The sequence below is a fragment of the Deltaproteobacteria bacterium HGW-Deltaproteobacteria-4 genome, assembly GCA_002841765.1.
Lineage (GTDB): Bacteria > Desulfobacterota > Desulfuromonadia > Desulfuromonadales > UBA2197 > UBA2197.
Genome location: PHAV01000014.1, coordinates 59,494 through 75,635, shown reverse-complemented (window position 1 = coordinate 75,635; position 16,142 = coordinate 59,494). Strand labels below are relative to the sequence as shown.

Genomic DNA, 16,142 nt, shown 5'->3' with positions numbered 1-16,142 from the left:
GCAGTCGAGCACGTCTTTCGGTATGGCCATCGGTTCCTCCAGTGGTTACGGGTTGTAACCGACGATGACCATTTACACAAAGTTTTTTACACCCTCGATTGTAAAGCATGGAGGCCAAGGTGTTAAGGATGGCTCACTTTATACAACAGCTTCACCATGTGAATTGTGTTCTAAAAAAGCTTACCAGTTAGGCATAAAAAGAATAGTTTATATAGAACCATATCCAGGTATAGCTGTTAGTCATGTTGTTCACAGTGGCACTAATCAGCCAAGTATGATGCTATTCTCAGGTGCGATTGGTCAGGCATATAGCAAGTTGTATGACCCAATTATGCCTTACAAGGATGAACTGAAAGCATTTTATGTCCCAGCTGAAGCAAAGGTATAAAGGAGCCAAAATTGCCAAACCTGGTGTGCTCTCAGATGTTGAGCGATAGAAAATTAGACAAAATACTGGAACACTGTACAGAAATTCCAGATGGGCTAGTGGCTTGAATAATATGAGTAAGTATAAAGAGTACCTGAATTCGGAGGAGTGGAAACATGTCCGGGCTCAAATACGGGAACGGGCACAGGGTAAGTGCGAGCTGTGTGGTGCGGTAATGCGGGATGTTCACCACGTCACGTACGCTAAACGATGGAGCGGTGAACATCCCGACAACTTATTAGCGACGTGCAGACAGTGTCACCACAAACTTCATGGGATTAGAGATGTGAAAGAAATTACCAATTTTACACTTGAGAAATTTCAAGGCTCGCGGGGTCAATCGATACAGGTAGCTGTTGACGAGCGCGGCTGGGTCTATGCCACCCCGGAAAAATGGGCAGAGGCAATTGGCTTGCCTGATTCGCGGAAAGTTCTTTTTTTCTCGGGCCTGCCTTGGTACGCTGAAGTCCTTGAGGGGGAGCACGCAGGCGGGCAGTGGAGAGCCATTATCCAGGGTAAGGAGGTTTACCGTTGGCATGTCGTTGAGGAGGGTATCGATATCTTCTACAATGAAAACATCAAATATAGAAACATGAGTTCGCCCCCTCTGAGTGAGCGTGTATCTTTTGATTTCTTTCACCGCATTCGCCTTCTTAAGCACTGGGGTAGGAATCTTCAAGAAGAAGCCATCGCTAAAAGCATCCGAAGGATGGCGGCTCCAGTCAAGGACGATGTGTCCGCTCTCGCAGATGCAATATCCCGGAGCATCGGGCCTCACTTAGGTGATCATAAGCGACACCTGGAAGATCACGAGGGTAGAATCAACAAACTTGAAGAGGAGTCAAAGACCAAGAAAGACCCGGAAGAGTTCATTACTGTAAGAGAGGCATGCTTGGAACTTTGTACTGATCCAGAACAGCTTGTTTCCGGAAAACGCAACCTCCAGAATATGACAGGAGAGTTTCTGTCCAAGCGAGGTGCAGACAAGGGGCTGCCAAGGGCTTGCCGGCCGAGTGGGAGTAGTGTTATTACGCAAGTAAACACGTGGCGGCGCTCAGAACTCTACGAAGCTATTGAGGAGGCATTGAAGTTACGCGACCTACCTTTATTCCAAAGTATGGATAGAGGGGGCTCCGAGACACGACGAAGCTGAGGGCGTTAAGGTCCCAACACGGCTTACAAGCCGCCCAGTGGTCAAAGCCATAGCCGTTTACATGCAATACTCAAGCAACAAACACACAAAAGAGCGCCCCCGGACGAATCCGAGGGCGCTCTTTTTTACTGCCTGGACAGGGGCAAAGACTTACATCATGCCGCCCATGCCGCCCATACCGCCCATGCCGCTCATGTCAGGCATAGCCGGGCCGTCTTTCTTCGGGCGCTCGGCAATGCAGGCCTCGGTGGTCAGCATCAGACCGGCAACGGACGCTGCATTCTGCAGGGCGCTGCGGGTGACCTTGGTCGGGTCGATGATGCCGGCGGCGAGCATGTCGCAGTAGGTGTCATTGGAAGCGTCAAAGCCGTAAGCGATGTCCTTCTTGGTGACGACCTTGTTGACGACGATCGAGCCTTCAGCGCCGGCGTTCGCGGCAATCTGACGCAGGGGCTCTTCGAGGGCGCGCTTGACGATGTTGACGCCGAACTGCTGCTCGCCTTCGAGTTTGAGCTTCTCCAGGGCCGGGAGGCAACGGAGAAGGGCAACACCGCCGCCAGGGACGATCCCTTCTTCGACCGCCGCACGGGTGGCGTGCAGAGCGTCTTCAACGCGGGCTTTCTTCTCTTTCATCTCGGTCTCGGTGGCTGCGCCGACTTTGACCACGGCAACGCCGCCGACCAGTTTGGCAAGACGCTCCTGGAGCTTCTCGCGATCGTAGTCGCTCTTGGTCTCGTCAACCTGAGCGCGGATCTGCTTGACGCGACCAGCGATCTCGGACTCATCGCCGGCGCCATCGATGATCGTGGTGTTCTCTTTGTCGACGACAACGCGCTTGGCACGGCCGAGCATGTCGATGGTGGCGGTTTCGAGTTTGAAGCCGACTTCTTCGGAGATGACTTTGCCGCCGGTGAGGACAGCGATATCTTCGAGCATCGCTTTACGACGATCGCCAAAGCCCGGGGCTTTAACGGCAACGACGTTGAGGGTGCCGCGCAGACGGTTGACAACCAGGGTCGCCAGTGCTTCGCCATCGATATCCTCGGCAATGATCAACAGGGGAAGACCCTGCTTGGCGACCGGCTCAAGGATGGGGAGAAGATCGCGCATGTTGCTGATCTTCTTGTCGTGGATGAGGATCAGGGCGTTCTCCTGCACTGCTTCCATGCGCTCGGCATCGGTGGCGAAGTAGGGGGAGAGGTAGCCGCGGTCAAACTGCATCCCTTCGACGGTCTCCAGAGTGGTCTCCATCGATTTGGCTTCTTCGACAGTGATGACCCCTTCCTTGCCGACTTTTTCCATCGCCTCGGCGATGATGTCGCCGATGGTCTTGTCGCTGTTGGCGGAGATGGTGCCGACCTGGGCGATCTCTTTGTGATCCTTGATCGGCTTGGAGATCTCTTTCAAGGATTCGACGCAAACGGCGACGGCTTTATCGATGCCGCGCTTGATCTCCATCGGGCTGTGGCCGGCGGTGACGAGCTTGACGCCTTCACGGTAGATCGCCTGGGCGAGAACGGTGGCGGTGGTGGTGCCGTCGCCGGCGATGTCGGAGGTCTTGGAAGCGACTTCCTTGACCAGCTGCGCGCCCATGTTCTCGAACTTGTCGTCGAGTTCGATTTCTTTGGCGACGGTGACGCCGTCCTTGGTGATCAGCGGTGCGCCGTAGGACTTCTCGATGACGACGTTGCGCCCCTTCGGTCCGAGGGTGACTTTAACGGCGTCAGCAAGAGCGTTGACACCGACGAGGATTTTGGCACGGGCATCCTGCCCGAATTTAATTTCTTTAGCGGCCATCTTAAGTGATCTCCTTCTTTTAAGTTTTTAGAATTATTTCTCAAGCACGGCGAGGATTTCATCTTCGCGCATCATCAGATACTCTTTACCGTCGAGTTTGATCTCGGTGCCGGAGTACTTGCCGAAAAGAACCTGGTCGCCGACTTTGACGTCGATGGGGAGGAGCTTGCCGTCTTCGGTCTTCTTGCCATGGCCGGCGGCGATGATGATCCCCTTCTGCGGCTTCTCTTTAGCGGAATCGGGGATGAAAAGTCCCCCGGCGGTTTTGGTCTCTTCTTCGACTCTCTCGACGATTACGCGGTCATGCAACGGTCTGATGTTCATTTTTTTCTCCTTTCGTTCACTGTTTATTGGGGTATTCGGACAATTAATCCCCTGAAATGTCAATTTTGGCACTCGAAATATTTGAGTGCCAAGACACGACAAATATAGTCACGCTCAGGCAGAAGTCAAGGGCTTAATTCTTTTTTTTATCAGCAGGAGGTGTACGGAGGGCAGTTTCGGCAAGTGAGATCGTCGATAAACAGAAGGAATGAAGATGTTTCAGGCCCAGCCGCGTTTCGTCATCTCTTCCCGATGGTAGCGGGCATAAAGCAGCTGCCAATCGTGGCTGCCGATAATCTTCTTCTGTTTGTTGAGCTTGTCGCGAATCAGGCTATCGACTTCCTCTTCGGCGCGGACGATGTTGCTCAAGGCGTTTTTCAAGGAAGAGAGGGCGCGACCAGCGTCGTCAGCTTCGATGAGGTCGCCCCGCCACAGATCATTGAAGACCTGGTGTGCCAGATGAGAGATGCGTTCCTCTGACCACCTCATAGCGGGATTCCTTTCTCTTTGGCGAGTTTGTTGCGGACCATCAGCAGCATTTTCTGGCGGTCGATGCCTGGCGGAGCCGCGCGGAGATGTTCGCCCAGCAGGACATTGGCCTGACGGTCAAGATCCTCGATCACCGCCTCCTCGCGCAGCAGCACCTGGGTTATCCTCGCCCGCAACGGAATCTCACCGGTTTTGAACGTTGCGCCGCCCTCTTCCTTGAGCGCTTTAAGCAGGCGTGCAGCAATGCGGGATAACTGTTCCTCTTTAGGGTGTCGCGACATGGGGGAGCGCCTTTTTTGAGGATAAAAACTGTCGGCATGCTAGCTGCACCGGCGATGATTGTCAAACGAGTTTGACAGGACCGGTGACCTTGCCCATCTTCTGCCCTCTTGCTGCTGTTTTTTTGAGCAGACGAGATCAGGAGCAATCACATTATTACCTCAGACGAAAATGCTATCATTCCGATTTTGCACGAATTAGCATCTTTGGCACAGCCTATGCTTAAGGAGATGTCAAGAGCAGGCGACACGAGGTGGTGTCGCATTTGACCCGGCAACGAAGCCCGCAGGAGAGAGATCTCCTTCGGGCTTTTTCTGTTTTTTCCCATTTCAAATGTGACTCCATGGCGGAGTCGCCGGGCAATGCCGCCCCATCCGGATCGTCCGGGTGGGGCGGCTTCGTTTTCAAGGATCGTAGAACAAACCATTAACCAGAAAGTACGGAGGACGTCATGGCTGAAAAGAAACTGCGTCAGATTGCAATTTATGGCAAGGGCGGCATCGGCAAATCGACCACCACCCAGAATACCGTCGCCGGCCTCGCTTATCTCGGCAAGAAGGTAATGATCGTCGGCTGCGACCCCAAGGCCGACTCGACCCGCCTCATCCTCCACGCCAAGGCGCAGAATACGGTCATGGATCTGGTACGGGAAAAAGGGACGGTCGAGGATCTCGAACTTGAAGATGTCATGAAGGTCGGCTACGGCGATGTTAAATGCGTCGAATCGGGTGGCCCGGAGCCGGGGGTCGGCTGCGCCGGTCGCGGCGTCATCACCGCCATCAACTTTTTGGAAGAAGAAGGTGCTTACACCCCGGATCTCGACTTTGTCTTCTATGACGTCCTCGGCGACGTCGTCTGCGGCGGCTTTGCCATGCCGATCCGCGAAGGGAAGGCCGAAGAGATCTACATTGTCTGCTCCGGCGAGATGATGGCGATGTACGCCGCCAACAACATCGCCAAGGGGATTCTCAAGTACGCCTCCAGTGGCAAGGTGCGCCTCGCCGGTCTGATCTGCAACGCCCGCAAGACCGACAAGGAGTTCGAGCTGGTCAGTGCCCTGGCCGAAAAACTCGGCACCCAGATGATCCACTTTGTCCCCCGCGACAATCAGGTGCAGCGCGCCGAAATGCGGCGCATGACCGTCATCGAATATTCCCCGGAGCATCCGCAGGCGCAGGAGTACCGCAATCTCGCCGAAAAGATCCTTAACAACAAGATGCTCGTCGTCCCGACGCCGCTGGAGATGGAAGAGCTCGAAGACCTGCTCATGGAGTTCGGGATCATGGAAGCCGAAGACGAAAGCGTTGTCGGCAAGTCGGAGAACGCGGCGTAACCAGGTCTGATGTAGGGGCACCCCTCGTGGGTGCCCAGAATCGGGGCACTCACGAGGGTGCCCCTACGGAACCAACCTTTCAGGAGTCACCCATGACTGAAAAAATAAGAAAAGTCCTCGGCATCAGCAAAGAGTCGACGCAGGAGATGATCGACAAGGTCCTTGATGCTTATCCCGAAAAGGCGCGAAAAAAGCGCGCCCCGCACCTCGGCCCCAACGATCCGGCTTCGGGAAAGAGCTGCGTCCAGTCGAACAAGAAGACCGTCCCCGGCGTCATGTCCGCCCGTGGTTGTGCTTATGCCGGTGCCAAAGGGGTGGTATGGGGGCCGATCCGCGATATGGTCCATGTCTCGCACGGCCCGGTCGGCTGCGGCTGGTACTCCTGGGGGACGCGCCGCAACCTGATGAGCGGCATCAACGGCGTCACTCAGTTCGGGATGATGTTCACCTCCGACTTTCAGGAAAAAGATATCGTCTACGGCGGCGACAAGAAGCTCAAGACCCTCCTCAGCGAGGCGCACGAACTCTTCCCTCTCGCCAAGGGGATTTCGGTCCTTTCCGAATGTCCGGTCGGTCTCATCGGTGACGATATCAACTCCGTTGCCAAGACCGTGGCCAAGGAACTCGATCTGCCGATTATCCCTTGTAACTGCGAAGGCTTCCGCGGCGTCTCCCAGTCCCTCGGCCACCACATCAGTAACGACACCATCCGCGACTACATCATTGAGACCCGCGAATTCACCGAGCCCGAGACTCCCTACGATATCGCCCTGATCGGCGACTACAACATCGGCGGCGACGTCTGGAGCGCCAAGGCCCTCCTCGAAGAGATCGGCCTTAATGTCAAGAGTGTCTGGACCGGTGACGGCGAGATGGAGAAGATAGCCGCCACCCATAAGGTCAAGCTCAACCTCATCCACTGCTACCGTTCGATGAACTACATGTGCAAGGTCATGGAGGAAAAGTTCGGTATCCCCTGGCTGGAGTTCAACTTCTTCGGCCCGACCAAGATCAAGGAGTCGCTACGCGCCATCGGCCAGTGTTTCGATGCAACGATTCAGGAAAAGGTCGAAGCGGCCATAGCCCGGCATGAGCCGATCATGCAGGCGATTATCGATGAGTACAAGCCGCGCCTCGAAGGGAAGAAGGTCATGCTCCTGGTCGGCGGTCTCCGCCCCCGTCACACCATCGGCGCTTACGAAGATCTCGGCATGGAGTGTGTCGGTTCCGGTTACGAATTTGCCCACGTTGACGATTATGACCGCACTGCCCCGGAGATGCCGGACGCGACGGTTGTTTATGACGACCCTTCCGAGTTCGAGTTTGAAAAATTTGCGGAAACCCTCAAGCCCGATCTGATCGGTTCCGGGATTAAAGAGAAGTATATCTTCCAGAAGATGGGGATCCCCTTCCGGCAGATGCACAGCTGGGATTACTCCGGCCCCTACCACGGCTATCAGGGCTTTGCCATCTTCGCCCGCGATGTCGATATGGCGGTGAACAGCCCGACCTGGGGGCTGGTGAAGAGCCCGTTTTAATGCCGTAGGGGCGACCCGGTGGGTCGCCCTGGGCGAGGCACCGCCTCGCCCCTACGCAATCATAACTACGTAATACCCCCCGGACCGGTGAACAGATAAGTTCCCGGCCGCAAGGAGATCGATCATGGCCAATGCCCTCGGACTGGACGTCAAACCGGTCACGGAATATACCGCTGAAGAAGTCGAGCGGGTCAAGAACTGGATCAACAGTGAAGAGTACAAAGAGAAGAACTTTGCCCGTCAGGCGCTGGTGATCAATCCGGCGCATGCCTGTCAGCCCCTCGGCGCCCAGCTCGTTGCGCACGGCTTCGAAGGAACCCTCCCCTTTGTGCATGGCTCGCAGGGCTGCGCTTCCTACTACCGCTCTACCCTCAATCGGCACTTCCGCGAGCCGGCACCGGCGGTCTCTGACGCCATGACCGAGGATGGCGCCGTTTTCGGCGGTCAGGCCAACCTGCACGAAGGGCTGGAGAACGCCTACACCCTGTACAAACCGAAGATGATGGCGGTCTTTACTTCGTGCATGCCGGAAGTCATCGGCGACGACCTCACCGCCTTTATCAAGAACGCCAAGAACAAGGGGATCATTCCGGCCGACTTCCCGACGCCGTATGCCAACACCCCGAGCTTTAACGGCACCCATATCCACGGCTACGATTCGATGCTCGTCTCGATCCTCCAGACCCTGACCGAAGGGAAGAAGATCGAAGGGCGCTGCACCGGCAAGCTCAACCTCATCCCCGGCTGCGACTTCAATACCGGTGATTATCGCGAATACAAGCGCATCCTCAAGGAGTTCGGCATCGCTGTCACCGTCCTCGCCGATATCTCCGAGACCTTCGATTCCCCCTGCGATGGCACTTACAGCGTCTACGCCGGCGGCACCAAGCTCGAAGATGCAGCCGATTCGATCAACGGCAAAGCAACGATCACCCTCGGCCCCTATGCCACCCCCAAGACCTTCAGCTGGATCAAGGACAGCTACGCCGGTGAACATGCCTCCCTCGCCATGCCGATCGGTATCGTCAAGACCGATGCCCTGCTGATGAAGGTCGCCGAGCTCTTCGGTAAGGAAGTTCCGGCCGCGATCAAGGCCGAGCGCGGCCGCGCCGTCGATGCCATGACCGATGCCCAGCAGTACATGCACGACAAGAAGTTCGCGGTCTACGGCGACCCCGACTACCTGATGGGCTACGTCTCCTTCCTGTTGGAGATGGGGGCCCGTCCTTACCACATCCTCTGCAGTCGCGGCACCAAGAAGGTCGAGAAGGAGTTGCAGTCTCTCCTTGACGCCTCCGCTTACGGCAAGGGGTGCAAGATCTACATGAACAAAGACCTGTGGCACCTGCGCAGCCTGCTCCTTACCGATCCGGTCGACGCAGTGATCGGCGACACCCACGGCAAATTTGCCGCACGCGATGCCGGCATCCCCCTCTTCCGTTTCGGCTTCCCGGTCTTCGACCGCGTCAACCTGCACCGTTCGCCGATCATCGGCTACCAGGGGGTGATCAACATGGTCACGACCATCTGCAACAAGTTCCTCGATATCAAGGATGAAACCTGCGAGGACCGCTTCTTTGAAATGATGCGTTAAATTGTTTTTGCAGGGGCGGTCCTATGTGGTCGCCCCTGCAATGCACCTCAAAAGGCGGTTTCACACGGATGACACGGATGTCACGGATAAAAGAAGGATTAATCAAGGGGATAAACGACTAATGTTTTAATTTTTTGAATCCTTGTAAATCCGTCCAATCAGATTTTATCCGTGTGCAAAATGCCTTTGACCCGATGGAAACTAAACCCCTCGCCCTCACGAGGTACCAACCATGTCCAAACGCGATTACTACGAAGTCTCCGAATGCGAGACCAACGAAAAGGGCGCCCCCAAGTTCTGCAAGAAGTCAGAACCGGGGGAGGGGACCGAACGCTCCTGCGCTTATGACGGCGCGCGAGTCGTCCTGATGCCGATCACCGATGTCATCCACCTCGTGCACGGTCCGATCGCCTGTGCCGGTAACTCCTGGGACAACCGTGGTGCCCGCTCCTCCGGCAGCCAGCTTTACCGGCGCGGTTTCACCACCGATATCATGCACAACGACGTCGTCTTCGGCGGCGAACAGAAACTCTACGACGCGATTATCGACCTCGGGACGAAATATCAGCCGCAGGCGATCTTTGTCTACGCCACCTGCGTCACCGCGATGATCGGCGACGACCTCGAAAAGGTCTGCGAAGCTGCTGCCAAGCAGCTGCCGATGCCGGTCATTCCGGTCAACACCCCCGGCTTTATCGGCGACAAGAATATCGGCAACCGACTTGCCGGCGAAGTGCTGCTCAAGCACGTCATCGCCACTGCCGAGCCCGACTACCTCACTGACTACGACATCAACCTCATTGGTGAATATAATATTGCCGGCGACCTGTGGGGGATGCTCCCCCTCTTCGACCGCCTCGGCATCCGCATCCTTTCCTGCATCAGCGGCGACGCCAGATTCGCCGAACTGCGCTACGCCCACCGCGCCAGGCTTAATGTCATCATTTGCTCGAAGAGTTTGACCAATCTGGCGAAGAAGATGAAGACCCGCTGGGGGATCGGTTATCTCGAAGAATCGTTCTACGGCATGACCGACACCGCCAAGGCGCTGCGCGATATCGCCCGCGAACTCGACCTGATTCACGGCAACAGCGTCATGGCGGAGCGGGTGGAGACCCTCCTTGCCGAGGAAGAGCCGAAGTGTCGCGCTGCCCTCGAACCGTACAAAAAAGGGTTGGAAGGGAAGCGCTGCGTCCTCTTCACCGGCGGGGTCAAGACCTGGTCGATGGTCAGCGCCCTGCGCGAACTCGGGGTGGAGATTTTGGCCGCCGGCACCCAGAATTCGACCCTCGACGATTTTCACCGCATGAAGGCGTTGATGCATCAGGACGCGACGATCATCGAGGACACCTCCAGCGCCGGCCTGTTGTCGGTCATGTACGAGAAGCTGCCGGATATGATCGTTGCCGGCGGCAAGACCAAGTACCTGGCGCTGAAGACCCGCACCCCCTTTCTCGACATCAACCATGGTCGCGCCCACCCCTATGCCGGTTATGCGGGGATGGTCACCTTTGCCCGTCAGCTCGACATGACGGTCAACAACCCGATCTGGCCGATCCTCAATGCCAAGAGCCCGCTGGAGAAGTCGCCGGATGAGCTCGCCATGGATCTTGCCAGCGCCCTGGCACAGGCCGGGCGCCTGCAGAGTGAAACGATGCGCGACTCGCGGGTCAAGGTGCCGGAGAAGATCGGCACCGTCAATCCCCAGAAGAATTCGCCGGCCCTCGGCGCGACCCTCGCTTATCTCGGTATCGACAATATGCTTGGTCTGCTGCACGGCGCCCAGGGCTGCTCAACCTTCATCCGTTTGCAGCTCTCCCGCCACTTCCGCGAGCCGATCGCCCTCAACTCGACGAGCATGAGTGAGGATATGGCGATCTTCGGCGGCTGGGAGAATCTCAAAACCGGCATTGGCCGGGTGATCGAGAAGTTCGGCCCGGAGATCGTCGGCGTCATGACGACCGGCCTCACCGAGACCATGGGGGACGATGTGCGCAGCGCCATTGCCCAGTTCCGGGCCGAGCACCCCGAGCACGATGGTGTGCCGGTGGTCTGGGCGAGCACCCCCGACTACTGCGGTTCTTTACAGGAAGGGTATGCGGCGGCGGTCGAAGCGATCGTCCGCACCATCCCCGAGCCGGGAAACATGATTCCCGGGCAGGTCACCCTCCTCCCCGGCGCCCATCTCAGCCCGGCCGATGTCGAAGAAATCAAGATGATGTGCGAGGATTTCGGCCTCGATCCGGTCGTCATCCCGGATTCCTCCTGTGCCCTTGACGGCCATATTGATGAAACGGTTTCGGCCCTCTCCACCGGCGGCGTTACCGTCGCCCGTATCCGTCAGGCCGGACGCAGCGCTGCCACTCTCTTCTTTGGCGACTCCCTCGCCAAGGCGGCACGCATCCTCAGCGAGCGCTGCGGCATGCCTTCCTACGGCTTCACCTCGGCCACCGGTTTGGCGGAGGTTGATCAGCTGATGATTGTCCTTGCCGAGCTCGCCAACGCACCGATCCCGCAGAAGTATCTGCGCCAGCGCAGCCGCCTCTGCGATGCCATGGTCGATTCCCATTACCAGTTCGGCCTCAAGAAAATTGCCCTTGCCCTCGAAGGGGATCTCCTCAAGACCCTGACCCCCTTCCTGCACTCCATGGGGTGCGATATCCGGTTGGCGATCAGCGCCAGTCGTGTCATCGGCCTCGGCGAACTCCCCTGTGACAACGTGCTGGTCGGCGATCTCGAAGATCTTGAAGAACAGGCGGGCGGCGTCGATCTCCTCGTCGCCAACAGCAACGGCCGTCAGGCCGCCGCCGCGCTCAACATCACTAACCATCTGCGTGCCGGCTATCCGGTCTTCGACCGCATCGGTGCCCATCAGCGCACCTGGGTCGGCTATCGCGGCTCGATGCAGTTGATCTTCGAGGTCGGCAACATCTTCATGGCGAGCGCCAAAGAAGCACAGAAACTCCATAATTAAACTTAGAACAAGGCCGTCTCACACGGATTAACACGGATGAAACGGATAAAAAGCTGATAAATCAAGGAGACAAGCGGTTGATGCCGAGAGTGTCTGGGTGAACGTTTGGGAAGATTTATCCGTGAAAATCCGTCCAATCAGATTTTATCCGTGTGCTAAATGCTTTTTTAGTTTTTACCGGGGTTGCCATGATCCACACCCGTCGTCTCCATCTGGTTGAGAGTTACAAAATGAAAGGATTGACCATGAAAGTCGCATTTGCCAGTACCGACAAAATCCATATCGATGAACATTTTGGACGCGCCGAGAATTTTTTGATCTGGGAGATCGGCCCGGAGGAAGCGGCCTTTTCCGGTATCCTCCAGGTGCATAGCGCCGGCGAGGATGAAGAGAATCGCATCGAGGCGCGCGGCGCTGCTCTCGCCGATTGCGCTCTGGTTTATGTCGCCCAGATCGGCGGCCCGGCGGCAGCGCGGCTGGTCGCCAAGAAGATCCATCCGATCAAGAGCAAGGAGTGCGAGCCGATTGCCGAGGTCGTCGTCAAGCTGCAGGAGGTGCTGCGCAATAATCCGCCGCCGTGGCTGAAGAAGGCGATGCTCAAGAGCGATCGACCGGGCTTCGTTGAACGCTGAAGCGGGCGACCCATCGGGTCGCCCCTACGAAAATAATTACATGCCTGTAGGGGCGACCCGGTGGGTCGCCCGGCACGTTACGCAACAACCAATTAACATCCAGAAGGAGAAACATCATGGCCTATCTCACCGGTAAAACCCGCGGCGGCAAGGAATGGACTCCCGCCTTCGCCGAAGCGATCGACCCCGAGAAGTGCATCGGCTGCGGCCGCTGCTACAAATCCTGCGCCCGCAAGGTTCTCGGCCCCGAAGATCTAGTCGACGAAGAGACCGATTCGACGCGCATGGTCATGACCATCATCGATGCCGGCGACTGCACCGGCTGCGTCAGCTGCGGCGTCGCCTGCCCGAAGAACTGTTTCACCTTCAAGCCGCTGACGATCTAGGAGGAAGTTATGCGTATTGCCGTAGCATCAAAATCCGGGGCGGAGGTCGATCAGCACTTTGGCCATGCTGAACGCTTTCTCCTCTACGAATACAACCGTGGCAATCCGGTGGCGGCCGGGGAAGTCGTGGTGGAGAAGTACTGCTCTTACGATCCCGAGCACCCCTTCCGTCATCGGCAGTTCGACGCCATCGTCGCGGCGCTGCAAGGCTGCCGGGTCGTCATCACCGCCATGATCGGCGAATATCCCCTCGCCGAACTGGAGAAGGCCGGCATCAAGCACGTTTCCGCCAGCGGGCCGATCGCTGCGGCCTTGCAAGCGGCCCATGGAGAAGTCTGCGGCTGCGCCTGTGCCGGCTGTCCGTAGGGGGGCCGGGGAGAGATAAGTAACAATTGTTCTTGGGTGTAATCGCCGATGGCACGGGCAGGTGGATGGGTGAGGGCCCTCTGTCTGCCCGATTTTTTTGTTATGGGATTGGGCGGCGATCTGCTTAATTATTAAACGATCATGGTGTCAGTGCCCAGCGTGTTGGCATATTGTATTCTGTCCCTCGTGGCATTTGACCGTATGACGGGCATGGCACGGCCGATGCAATAACCTCAGTCAGTACAAAGATGTACTCCCCCATCAGCCAGCGGCAACGACGCCCCGACGGTAATAACCGTGCGGGGTCTTCTTTTGTCGCACGACGATACCAGCAAGGGCGCTTTTCGGTTTTTCCGAAAGCGCCCCTTTTTGTTCCGACGAGGAGGTTCTCATGGCTTCAGCCTGTCCGATGATGAAAAAGCAGCTCAGCGATCATCCCTGTTTCGGCGGCGATCATACTGCCAACGGCCGCATCCATCTGCCGGTCGCTCCCGGCTGCAATATCAAGTGCGGCTTCTGCGAGCGCAAGTTTGACTGTGCCAACGAAAGCCGCCCCGGCGTCACCAGTCGCATCCTGTCACCGCAGGAAGGGCTGGAGCGGGTCAACCTTGTCCTCCGTCACCCGACGGTCGGGCCGAAGCTCAAGGTCGTCGGCATCGCCGGCCCCGGCGATCCCCTCGCCAACCCCCGCACCTTCGAGACCTTCCGCTTGATCAAGGCGGCGCATCCGGGGATGACCCTGTGCCTCTCGACCAACGGTCTGCTGTTGCCGGAGAAGTTGCCGGAGCTGGTCGATCTCGATCTGCACAGTCTGACGGTGACGGTCAACGCCCTGACCCCGGAGACCGGCGCCCAGGTTTACGAGTGGATCAACTATCAGGGAAAACGTTACGACGGCATCGAAGGGGCGAATATCCTCCTCGAAAAACAGCTCGCCGGTATCGAAGCTGCCGCCAAGGCCGGGCTCCTGATCAAGATCAATCACGTCTATATCCCCGGCGTCAACGATCACGAAACCTTTGAACTCGCCGTCAGGATGCGGCAGCTCGGCGCTTCGATGATGAATATCATCCCGGTCATCCCGATCGGCCGCTTTGCCGGTTGGGAAGAGCCGTCGCCGGCGGTGATGGAGCTGGTGCGCAACCAGGCCGAATCGATCCTGTCGCAGGCGCGTCACTGCAAACAGTGTCGTGCCGATGCGGTCGGGATGATCGGTCAGGATCTCGATCTGGCGACCCTGGAAGCGCGCGTAGCCCGCTAAGTCAGACAGGAAAGGAGAACGCTCATGGCTCCGGATATGCTGCTCTTGCTCACCGCGTCCATCTTTGTTGTCGCCATCCTTTACGGCAGTGTCGGCCACGGCGGCGCTTCTGGCTACATCGCCCTTATGGCCCTCTGCGGTCTGGCGCCGGTGCTCCTTAAGCCGACCGCCCTGACTCTGAATATCGTCGTCTCGGCGACGGTGGCCTGGTGCTTTATCCGCTCCGGGCACTTTGCCTGGCGTCTCTTCTGGCCCTTTGCCTTGACCTCGATTCCGGCAAGTTTCATCGGCGGCGCGCTGACTCTGCCGCCGGAGATCTATCGCCCTCTCCTCGGTGGCGCGCTCCTCTTTGCCGCCCTCCGCCTTGTCCTCAAAATCCGCGATGATGCCCGCCCGCAAAAATCTCCCCCCCTTCCTTTGGCCCTGCTGATCGGCGCCTTCTTCGGTCTCCTCTCCGGCTTGACCGGCATCGGCGGCGGTATCTTTCTCAGTCCCCTCCTCCTCCTTTGCGGCTGGGGAAGGACGCGCGAGGTTGCCGGCGTCGCCGCCCTCTTTATCCTCGTCAACTCCAGCGCCGGCCTCCTCGGTCATGTCGGTGTTCTTGCCAAAATCCCGAGCTTTACCCCCCACCTAGCAACTGCCGCTTTTGCCGGCGGCCTCCTTGGCGCCACCCTCGGCTGCCGGCTGCTGCCGACGCGGGTGCTTATCCCGGCGCTGTCGCTGGTCCTGTTGCTGGCCGGGAGCAAGTTGATTTTGTTGTAGTGAGGTGCGAGAGGGCAGGGGGAAGGCTGACAGTTATAGACTGCCGGCCTTGCGCTGGCTTGACTGAGAAAGGCGGAACAAGTGCTTTACATCATCCAGAACCATCCGGATGTTCCGGCCGGGATCTATGGCGATCTGCTCAAGACCGCCCGTATCCCCTTTCAGACGATTTGTGCGGATCGTGGCGTACCGTTGCCAGTCGCGACTTCAGCGACGGCGGTCATCGTCCTCGGCGGCTATATGGGCGTCCATGATGTGGAGCAGTTCCCCTTTCTGCGCGGGGTGAAGAATTTTGTCCGCGACTGCGTGAGCGCCAATACCCTCTTCTTCGGCATCTGTCTCGGCGGACAACTCCTCGCCGAAGTCCTCGGGGGTGAGGTGAAAGCCCGTTGTTGCGGCGAAAAGGGGGTCTGTCAGCTGAAGTTGACACCCGCCGGCGAAGAGGATCCCCTCTTCAGAGGAGTGAAGGTCCCCTTCTCCGCTTTTCAGTGGCACAACGATAGCTTCTCCCCCCCGCCGACGGCGCAATGGCTCGCCAGTTCAGCGACCTGTCCGGGACAGGCCTTCCGCCATGGCCGCGCCTGGGGTGTGCAGTTTCATCCGGAAGCTGATCTGGCGATCGTGCGGAATTGGACGAAGGAGAGTGGACGGAGTCTGGAATATCAGCAGGATTTTTCCCGAAGAGAGATTGAGTTGCGGAGTTTCGGGACGCGCTTGCTCGGCAATTTCCTCGAAATGGCGGGGTGTTGATTTGTCATATCTTTGCAACCAGACAAATCCCCCTAAATCAGCGGTCACGCGTTTTTTATTGATCACGTAATGTTGTA

The 16,142-nt window shown here is 57.6% G+C and carries 16 protein-coding genes; 12 read left to right on the top strand and 4 right to left on the bottom strand.

Annotated elements, in window-relative coordinates:
* The first annotated feature begins 64 nt into the window (after nucleotides 1–64).
* Nucleotides 65–388 (top strand): hypothetical protein, encoded by a 324-nt coding sequence (locus CVU69_10470; GenBank protein PKN11891.1) that lies wholly within the window; start codon nucleotides 65–67, stop codon nucleotides 386–388.
* 112 nt (nucleotides 389–500) lie between these two features.
* Nucleotides 501–1,580, top strand: a complete 1,080-nt coding sequence (locus CVU69_10465) for a hypothetical protein (GenBank protein ID PKN11890.1) — start codon at nucleotides 501–503, stop codon at nucleotides 1,578–1,580.
* A gap of 150 nt (nucleotides 1,581–1,730) precedes the next feature.
* Here CVU69_10465 and groL read toward each other — a convergent pair whose 3' ends face one another.
* The 4 genes from groL to CVU69_10445 form a co-directional block, all read right to left on the bottom strand.
* On the bottom strand, nucleotides 1,731–3,377 hold the full coding sequence (gene groL / locus CVU69_10460) for a chaperonin GroEL (GenBank protein ID PKN11889.1): 1,647 nt from the start codon (nucleotides 3,375–3,377) through the stop codon (nucleotides 1,731–1,733).
* Between the two features lie 33 nt (nucleotides 3,378–3,410).
* Nucleotides 3,411–3,701 carry a co-chaperone GroES gene (locus tag CVU69_10455; GenBank protein ID PKN11888.1) on the bottom strand — a complete coding sequence of 97 codons (291 nt, stop codon included), beginning with the start codon at nucleotides 3,699–3,701 and terminating at the stop codon, nucleotides 3,411–3,413.
* 219 nt (nucleotides 3,702–3,920) lie between these two features.
* Nucleotides 3,921–4,190, bottom strand: a complete 270-nt coding sequence (locus CVU69_10450; GenBank protein PKN11887.1) for a DUF507 domain-containing protein — start codon at nucleotides 4,188–4,190, stop codon at nucleotides 3,921–3,923.
* Entirely contained in the window at nucleotides 4,187–4,471 is a 285-nt protein-coding gene (locus CVU69_10445; protein PKN11886.1) for a hypothetical protein, read from the bottom strand. Before CVU69_10445 ends, CVU69_10450 begins: the two co-directional genes overlap by 4 nt.
* 464 nt (nucleotides 4,472–4,935) lie before the next feature.
* Between CVU69_10445 and nifH the strand changes: the two genes are divergently transcribed.
* From nifH to CVU69_10395, 10 genes are all read left to right on the top strand, one after another.
* On the top strand, nucleotides 4,936–5,802 hold the full coding sequence (gene nifH, locus CVU69_10440; protein ID PKN11897.1) for a nitrogenase iron protein: 867 nt from the start codon (nucleotides 4,936–4,938) through the stop codon (nucleotides 5,800–5,802).
* A gap of 92 nt (nucleotides 5,803–5,894) precedes the next feature.
* Nucleotides 5,895–7,340, top strand: coding sequence for a nitrogenase molybdenum-iron protein alpha chain (gene nifD, locus CVU69_10435; GenBank protein PKN11885.1), 1,446 nt, complete (start codon nucleotides 5,895–5,897; stop codon nucleotides 7,338–7,340).
* Nucleotides 7,341–7,464: 124 nt separating this feature from the next.
* Nucleotides 7,465–8,934 carry a nitrogenase molybdenum-iron protein subunit beta gene (nifK, locus tag CVU69_10430; GenBank protein PKN11884.1) on the top strand — a complete coding sequence of 490 codons (1,470 nt, stop codon included), beginning with the start codon at nucleotides 7,465–7,467 and terminating at the stop codon, nucleotides 8,932–8,934.
* A 232-nt stretch (nucleotides 8,935–9,166) separates the two neighbouring features.
* On the top strand, nucleotides 9,167–11,908 hold the full coding sequence (locus tag CVU69_10425) for a bifunctional nitrogenase iron-molybdenum cofactor biosynthesis protein NifEN (GenBank protein PKN11883.1): 2,742 nt from the start codon (nucleotides 9,167–9,169) through the stop codon (nucleotides 11,906–11,908).
* A gap of 245 nt (nucleotides 11,909–12,153) precedes the next feature.
* A complete protein-coding gene (gene nifX / locus CVU69_10420) occupies nucleotides 12,154–12,540 on the top strand; it encodes a nitrogen fixation protein NifX (GenBank protein PKN11896.1) in 387 nt (128 codons plus the stop codon).
* Nucleotides 12,541–12,656: 116 nt separating this feature from the next.
* The gene (fdxB, locus tag CVU69_10415; protein PKN11882.1) at nucleotides 12,657–12,926 is read left to right on the top strand and encodes a ferredoxin III, nif-specific; all 270 of its coding nucleotides are present in this window, start codon (nucleotides 12,657–12,659) and stop codon (nucleotides 12,924–12,926) included.
* 9 nt (nucleotides 12,927–12,935) lie between these two features.
* Nucleotides 12,936–13,292 carry a dinitrogenase iron-molybdenum cofactor biosynthesis protein gene (locus CVU69_10410; GenBank protein PKN11881.1) on the top strand — a complete coding sequence of 119 codons (357 nt, stop codon included), beginning with the start codon at nucleotides 12,936–12,938 and terminating at the stop codon, nucleotides 13,290–13,292.
* Between the two features lie 391 nt (nucleotides 13,293–13,683).
* Entirely contained in the window at nucleotides 13,684–14,553 is an 870-nt protein-coding gene (locus tag CVU69_10405) for a nitrogen fixation protein NifB (protein ID PKN11880.1), read from the top strand.
* Between the two features lie 24 nt (nucleotides 14,554–14,577).
* Nucleotides 14,578–15,315 (top strand): hypothetical protein, encoded by a 738-nt coding sequence (locus CVU69_10400; protein PKN11879.1) that lies wholly within the window; start codon nucleotides 14,578–14,580, stop codon nucleotides 15,313–15,315.
* 81 nt (nucleotides 15,316–15,396) lie between these two features.
* Nucleotides 15,397–16,065 carry a GMP synthase gene (locus tag CVU69_10395; GenBank protein PKN11878.1) on the top strand — a complete coding sequence of 223 codons (669 nt, stop codon included), beginning with the start codon at nucleotides 15,397–15,399 and terminating at the stop codon, nucleotides 16,063–16,065.
* The last annotated feature ends 77 nt before the right edge of the window (nucleotides 16,066–16,142 follow it).